Source organism: Caballeronia humi (assembly GCF_001544475.1).
Classification (GTDB): domain Bacteria; phylum Pseudomonadota; class Gammaproteobacteria; order Burkholderiales; family Burkholderiaceae; genus Caballeronia; species Caballeronia humi.
On the sequence record NZ_FCNW02000013.1, the window covers coordinates 129,059 to 136,558 of the forward strand.

Sequence of the window (7,500 nt, forward strand, 5' to 3'; positions counted from 1 at the left end):
GCCTCATCCGTCCGGGCGCCGCGACACCAGAGATCAGGAGGCATCGTATGTGCGGGGTGTATATCAACGCGGACCCGATCCTTTACGAATCGCGCACTCGTTCGCTGCGCATTCACGGCGTGATCACCACGGTCAGGCTGGAGAATCTGTTCTGGGACGTGCTGCAGGAAATCGCCGAGCGCGAAAATCTCACGACCAGTCAGTTCGCCGTGAAGCTATACGACGAACTGATCGCCTTGCGCGGCGAAATGCCGACCAACTTCGCTTCGTTCCTGCGCGTGTGCTGCCTGCGCTATCTGTCGATGCGTGAAAAAAAGTCTGTGGCGAAACCGGAATCGCGAGTGGGTTCTGCGGCTTCGATCGCTTCCAGTGATTCGAACTTGCATGTGTTGAAGGACAAATCGGCCGTTCGGCTGGCTCCGTGACCGTCCTTCAGTTCAAAGTCCGAAAGCTGCCACTCACCTCTGCCTGAACGCGCCGCGGTAAAGGCCGAATCCGGCTGCGCGAGCTTTGACCTTTTCCTTTGAAGCCGTCGTCGCGGTGGCCACGGGCCACGGCTGACCGCTGCCATTCAAATCCAGCTTCATCCTCCTCGCCGTCTGCCTCCCTGCGCCAGAAAGCGTATATCCCCGCGTTAACCCCACGTTGACTCGCTCACGCGCCCCCGCGTACCATTTTCTCATACAGAGACACCGTCTCTTATAGAGAGACAACATGCTCAAGACCCTCGACGGCGCCCTGGCGCTCCTGACCCGCTTTACCCTGCGCGAACCCACTTGGGGCGTACGCGAACTCGCCAAGGAAACCGGCACGCACCACGCCGTGGTCCATCGCGTGCTCGCGACCTTTGCCGCCAACGGCTTCCTCACGCAGGACTCAGCCGGCCGTTACTCCCTCGGCATGCGGCTCTTCGAACTTGGCCAGGTCGCGCACCGCACGTTCGCGCCGTCCGACGTCGTGCAGCCCGCGCTCGATGCGCTCGCGCACGAAAGCGGCGAGACCGTGTTTCTGTCGTTCATCGACGGCGCCGAGGGCGTCTGTACCGACATGGCTCAGAGCCGCCAGCAGTTGCGTTTTTCGATCGAACTCGGCCAGCGCTTCGGGCTCGTCGCTGGCGCGCACGCGAAGGCGATCCTCGCGTTCCAGACCGACGCCGTGCGCGCAGCCGTCTACCGCGAAGCGGGCCTGCTCGATACCGCCGACATCGAAGCGCGCCTCGCCACCGTGCGCGCCGACGGCTTCAGCCACACGAGCGAAGAAGCGGCCGCGACGGTCGGCGGTCTCGCACTGCCGCTGTGGTCGCGCGACCGGACCCGCGTGATCGGCTCGCTCGCGATCGCCGGCCCGGCGCAGCGCCTCGAAGGCGAAGCGATTCCCCGCCTGCTCGACGAAATGAAAAAAGCCCGCGACGTGATCGAACCCGTCGTCGGACTGACCCGCTGAACCCTCAACCGATCGAAGACCCCAAGGAAGCCGTGTCGCCATGAAAGCATCGTTCGACCTGCCAGCCGCACCCGAAACGCCCCAGTCCTCAACGCCCGCGCGCGCCCGCGTCTCCTTCTTCGAGCCGCTTCTTTTCATCGTGTCGGCGGGGCTGTCGGTGCTGGGCGCGATCATCGGCATGCAGCTGATCGTGTCGCTCGGGATATCGGCGAATACGTCGATCATCGGCGCGCTGATCGCGATCGTCTTCTCGCGCATTCCGCTCGCCGTGACGCGCCGTTTTCGCGTGCTCGAACGCCAGAACCTTGTGCAGACGGCCATTTCATCGGCGACGTTCGGCGCGGCCAACTCGCTGATGATTCCGCTCGGCGTGCCGTTCGCGATGGGCATGCCCGAGCTCGTCACGCCGATGATGGTCGGCGCGATCGCGGCGATGCTCGTCGACGGCGCGATGCTCTACAACCTCTACGGCAGCCGCATCTTCCCGGCGACGGGCGCGTGGCCGGCGGGCGTCGCGACGGCCGAAGCGATCTGGGCCGGTGACCAGGGCGGCCGCAAGGCGGCGTTCCTGGGTCTCGGCGTCGCGGCGGGCGTGGCGGGCGCGCTGCTCGGCGTGCCGATGTCCGCGTTCGGCGCCGCCTTCCTCGGCAATCTCGCGGCGCTCACGATGTTCGGCATCGGCCTCCTGATCCGCGGCTATTCAGTGGCGCTGATCCACGTCGATATCGCCGCCGCCTATATCCCGCACGGGCTCATGATCGGTGCGGGCATCGTCGCGCTATTTCAGGTGGCGCGCGAAATCAGCCGCTCGCGAGCAGGCGCCGCAGCCGATCCGCGTAATCAGGAGATGTCGGCAGCAAAGGCGCGGCGCGTGCTGTCCGGCGGGTTCGTCGCGTACATGCTCGTCGCGCTGCTGATTTCGGTGCTCGCGGGGCATCTGACGGAGATGTCGCTCGGGATGCTCGTCGCGTTCATCGTCTACGCGGCGTTCGCGGCCTACGTGCACGAGCTAATCGTCGGCATCGCGGCGATGCATTCGGGCTGGTTCCCGGCGTTCGCCGTCGCGCTGATCACGCTCACGATCGGCATCGTGATCGGCTTTCCGCCGTCGGCGCTCGCCGTGCTCGCGGGCTTCTCGGCGGCGACCGGCCCCGCCTTCGCCGACATGGGCTACGACCTCAAGACGGGCTACCTCCTGCGCGGCGAAGGCCGCGACATGCAGGCGGAACTCGCGGGCCGACGCCAGCAGTTGATGGCCGCGATGGCAGGCTTCATCGTCGCGGCGCTCGTCGTGATTGCTTTCCACGGACACTTCTTCTCGCGCAACATGCTGCCGCCCGTCGATCGTGTATACGCGGCGTCGATCAAGGCGGGCTCGTCGCTGGAAATCGCGCGCAATCTCGCGCTGTGGGCGATTCCCGGTGCGCTCTTGCAACTCGTCGGCGGCGCGAAACGGCAGCTCGGCATCCTGCTTTCCACCGGAATGCTGATCGCGTCGCCGCTCGCCGGCTGGGCGGTGCTCGCCGGTCTCGCGATCCGCTTCATCGTGACGCGCTTGCGCGGCGAACGCCACACCGCCGAGATGAGCGCGTTCGCGGGTGGCGTGATCGCGGGCGATGCGCTCTTCAGCTTCGGCCACTCGCTCACGCGCCTCGGCAAATGAGCCTTCCTTTTTCCGACCTCAAAGAAAGCAGAATGAACATCGACGCCATTCGCGCGGCCACACCGCTCACCGCCACGACCGTCTACATGGACACCGCCGCCGCCTCGCTGCCGCCCGACTCCGTGCTCGACGAAGCGCGCCGCTATCTCCTCGATACGGGACACATTGGCATCTACCTGCCGTCGTTCCGCAAGGAAACGTATGCGCGCGTCGAGACGGTGCGCGCCACGCTCGCCGCTTTCCTTGGCGCGCGCCAGCACGAAATCGCGTTCACGAAGAACGCGACCGAGGCGATCTCGCTCGTCGCACGCGGCATCGACTGGAAAGAGGGCGATGAAATCCTCGTCGCCGATACGGAGATGCTGAGCAACCTGCTGCCCTGGCGACGGCTCGAAGCGACGCACGGCATCGTCGTGAAAATGATCGCCGCCGATGCCTCGGGCATTCTCGCGCCGGAATCATTCGCCGATGCCATCACCGCGCGCACGCGGCTCGTGACGTTTTCGCATGTGCCCAATTCGACCGGCGCCGTGCAGCCCGCGGCGCGCATTTGCGCGATCGCGCGCGAACGCGGCGTGATGTCGCTCGTGAACGCATCGCAGAGCGTCGGCATGTTGCCGGTGAACGTGGCTGACATCGGCTGCGATTTCCTCGCCGGATGTGGCCGTAAGGCTTTGCGCGCGACCGAAGGATCAGGCTTCCTGTACGTGCACGAAGCGCGCATCGATACGCTGGAACCGGTGCTCGCGGGCTGGTGGAACGGCGCCTACGACCGTGCGACTGGCGCGCTCTCGTTCGTCGCCGGTGCGCGCCGCTTCGAGGCGGGCTGCCCGATCGTGCCCGCGATCCTCGCGCTGGGCGCGGCCGTGCGCTATGCGGAGTCGATCGGCATCGCCGCTATCGCCGAGCGCGTGCGCGATCTCACCGCCTACGCCGTCGAGCAGTTCGCGACGCTGCCGGGTTTCGAGCTTTACGGACCGGCGAAGGCGGCCGATCGCATCGGCATCGTGCCGTTCAACCTGCGCGGCGTCGATCCCGCGACGCTCGTCGCGGCGCTCGAAGCAGAGCAGTGCATCATCGAAGCGGGAGGCTTCATGGCCGACGCGATCCTCGCGCGCTACGGCGTCACCACGATGGCACGCGTGTCGCTGCACTACTTCAATACCCGCGACGAAATCGACCGCGTCGTGCGCATCATCCGCACGGCCGTCGCCTGACCGACGAGTGCAAACTCTTCACCACCGGACTTCACCATGACCCAACGCATTCTTTTGATGAGCAGTTCGAGAAAGGATCAGCTCGGCTATCTCGAACACGCCGAAGCGCAGATTCACACGCTGCTCGAACACGAGCCGCGCCGCGTGCTCTTCGTGCCGTACGCCGCCGTCACGTTCAGCTTCGATACGTATGAAGGGCTCGTCAAACCCGTCTTCGAACGCCTCGGCTACGCGCTCGAATCGATTCATCGCAGCGCCGATCCGCGCGCCGCGATCGAGTCGGCGGAAGCGATCGCGGTCGGCGGCGGCAATACGTTCGCGCTGCTGAAGCGCATGTACGACGCCGGACTCGTCGATGCGATCCGCGCGCGCGTCAAAGCGGGCACGCCGTACGTGGGCTGGAGTGCAGGCAGCAACGTCGCGTGTCCGACGATCCGCACGACCAACGACATGCCGATCGTTCAGCCGCCGACGTTGCGCGCGCTCGGCCTCGTGCCGTTCCAGGTCAATCCGCATTTCATCAGCGGCAAGCCGGTCGGACACAACGGCGAGAGCCGCGAAGAACGGCTCGCGGAGTTCCTCGACATCAACTCGCCGGAGCAGGTTTTCGCGCTGCCCGAAGGCTCGGCGCTCTATACCGATGGCACGGAAGGCACCGTACTCGGCGATCGTCACGCGCTGCATTTTCTCGGCGACGGTCGCATCGAAACGCTGCGCGAGAACGAACGATTCCCGCTCTCGCGAATCACGGGTCCGGCCGGCATGAACGAATGGCCCGGCTTTATCCGGTGATTTAGCGCCTTCGGGCGCACTCACTCCAGTTTTCGCCGACTTCGCCCGGACTTCCAAGTGCCGGCGTGGGCGGCGCTCGTCCCACGCTTTTGCACGCTTACCTTTCATGAAATCTCAACTCAAGCTTGCCGCGCTCGCGCTCGCATTGCCCGCGATCGCGCAAGCGCAATCGAGCGTGACGCTCTACGGCATCATCGACGCCGCGCTTAACTTCCAGACGCACGCGAACCCCGCGGGCGACAGCTTCATCGGCATGCAACAGGGAAACGAAGGCTTTCTGTCCGGAAGCCGCTTCGGCCTGAAAGGCGTCGAGGATCTCGGCGGCGGCGCGAAGGCCGGCTTCACGCTGGAAAACGGCTTTCTCGCCAACAACGGACGCCTCGACCAGCAAGGCCAGCTCTTCGGGCGCCAGGCGTTCGTCACGATCGGTAATCGTTTCGGCGACCTCGCGTTCGGCCGCCAGTACACGACGGCCAACACGATGCTTTATTACGTCGATCCGCTAGGCGTTGGCGCGGCGCCGTCGAACTCGTGGATGGTCTACCTCACCGGCCAGCGCTACGACAACGCCGTCACCTACACGGGCAAGTTCGGCCCCTTCATGGGCATCGCCGAATACGCATTCGGCGGCGTGGCGGGCAGCTTTCAGGCGCGCTCGTCGGCATCGGTCGGGCTGAAGTACGCGGACGGTCCGATCACGCTCGTCGGCGACGCGCAGTACACGCACGACAGCGCGAGCCGCCTCGCGCGCATCTACATCGCGGGCGTGAAGGCGTCGGTGGGACCGGCGAAACTCTTCGCGAACTACATCTACAGCCATCGGCAGGCGGGCTTCGATTCTTCGAACGGCGGCACGGATACCGCATCGATCACGAGCATGTCGACGGGCGCCACGCCGACGAGCGTCGCCGCCATCAACTCCGTGTTCGCGACGAGCCGCCGCGACGATTTCTTCACGCTCGGCGCGAGCTATCTCGCGACGCCGGCCATCACGTTCACGGGAAGCGTGATGCTCGACCGCACCCGCGCCGACGCTTTTAGCGGCACGCGCGCCACGGCCTACGGGGTCGCCGATTACGCGTTGAGCAAGCGCACCGATACGTACCTCGCATTCGCCTACGACTGGGTGCGCGGCGACTGGTCGGGCTTGCTCGGCAACAGCACCACCAACTACACGGGCGGTAGCGGCAAGCCGCTCAATGGCAACGACAACCAGGCCACCTTGATGGTCGGCCTGCGCCACACGTTCTGATTTTCTTGCGAAGGAGTTTTGTTCATGTCATTGCAATCCACGCTCACCGTTTTCGAGGCGCTCGATGGCGCGACCGTCGACGGGCAGACCATCGTCGGCATGTTCGCGCCGTTCAGCGAATTCGGCGTGACGGTTACGGTCACGACCGTCAACGATGAACCGCCCGAAGACACGTCGAAGACGACCGACTTCGTGTCGATCCTGATCGCCGGCTCGAACGGCAAGACGGCGGGCGGCAACGCGCGCACGCTCGGCGTGATCGGGCGCAACGGCGCGATCGGCGCGCGGCCGGTGCGCATCGGCATGGTGTCGGACGCGGACGGCCCGCTCGGCGCGATCGCGGTCGCGCTCAAGCTTGCGCAGATGAAGAAGAAGGGCGACGTGCTGCCGGGCGACGTGCTCGTCACGACTCACATCGCCACGGATGTTTCGATGACCTTCAACGACGGCGTGCCGTTCATGGGCATGCCGGTGTCGTCACAGACGATGAACGTGTACGAAGTGTCGCCGGACATGGACGCGATACTTTCGCTCGATGCATCGAAGGGCAACAGCATCATCAAGCAGCGCGGCTTCGCGATTTCGCCGACCGCGATGCAGGGCTACGTGCTGCGCGTGTCTCCCGATCTCGTGAAGGCGATGGAATCGACGACGGGGCATCCGGCCGTCACGTTCCCGATTTCGCAGCAGGACATCACGCCTTACGACAACGGCCTTTATCACTTCAACAGCATCATGCAGCCGCATATCGCGACGAGCGCGCCCGTGGTGGGCGTGGCTGTGACGGCGCAATCGGTGGTGGGCGGCAGCGACGCGAGCGCGAATCACGAGATCGATATCGCGGAGGCGGTGCGGTTCTGTATCGAGGTGGCGAAGCGGTTTACTAAGGCATCGCCCAATGCGCCGTGCGAGTTTTACAACGCGACGGAATGGGCGTTGATCCGCGATATGTATCCGGATTTGAGCGTGTTCCAGACGGCGGGGAACAGGGCGGCGCGTCGTTGAATTGCGCCTGATGTGAAAAGCGGGCCGTGTGGCCCGCTTGCTAATTACTTCGCTACCGGCATCGTGAATTCCGCGCCTTTCGCGATGCTGTCCGGCCAGCGCTGCATCACGCTCTTGTAACGCGTATA

7 protein-coding genes are annotated in these 7,500 nt (G+C 65.1%); all 7 read left to right on the forward strand.

The window, feature by feature from the left end:
- Nucleotides 1–47: 47 nt before the first annotated feature.
- The 7 genes from AWB65_RS15075 (at nucleotide 48) to AWB65_RS15110 (ending at nucleotide 7,372) form a co-directional block, all read left to right on the forward strand.
- A complete protein-coding gene (locus tag AWB65_RS15075; protein WP_235007628.1) occupies nucleotides 48–425 on the forward strand; it encodes a ribbon-helix-helix domain-containing protein in 378 nt (125 codons plus the stop codon).
- Between the two features lie 289 nt (nucleotides 426–714).
- Nucleotides 715–1,443 carry an IclR family transcriptional regulator gene (locus tag AWB65_RS15085; RefSeq protein WP_087667915.1) on the forward strand — a complete coding sequence of 243 codons (729 nt, stop codon included), beginning with the start codon at nucleotides 715–717 and terminating at the stop codon, nucleotides 1,441–1,443.
- Nucleotides 1,444–1,483: 40 nt separating this feature from the next.
- Nucleotides 1,484–3,106 (forward strand): OPT/YSL family transporter, encoded by a 1,623-nt coding sequence (locus AWB65_RS15090; RefSeq protein WP_087667916.1) that lies wholly within the window; start codon nucleotides 1,484–1,486, stop codon nucleotides 3,104–3,106.
- Between the two features lie 32 nt (nucleotides 3,107–3,138).
- Nucleotides 3,139–4,323, forward strand: a complete 1,185-nt coding sequence (locus AWB65_RS15095) for an aminotransferase class V-fold PLP-dependent enzyme (RefSeq protein WP_087667936.1) — start codon at nucleotides 3,139–3,141, stop codon at nucleotides 4,321–4,323.
- 36 nt (nucleotides 4,324–4,359) lie between these two features.
- A complete protein-coding gene (pepE, locus tag AWB65_RS15100; protein WP_087667917.1) occupies nucleotides 4,360–5,115 on the forward strand; it encodes a dipeptidase PepE in 756 nt (251 codons plus the stop codon).
- Nucleotides 5,116–5,221: 106 nt separating this feature from the next.
- Entirely contained in the window at nucleotides 5,222–6,367 is a 1,146-nt protein-coding gene (locus tag AWB65_RS15105) for a porin (RefSeq protein ID WP_087667918.1), read from the forward strand.
- Between the two features lie 24 nt (nucleotides 6,368–6,391).
- A complete protein-coding gene (locus tag AWB65_RS15110; protein WP_087667919.1) occupies nucleotides 6,392–7,372 on the forward strand; it encodes a DUF1177 domain-containing protein in 981 nt (326 codons plus the stop codon).
- Nucleotides 7,373–7,500 lie beyond the last annotated feature (128 nt).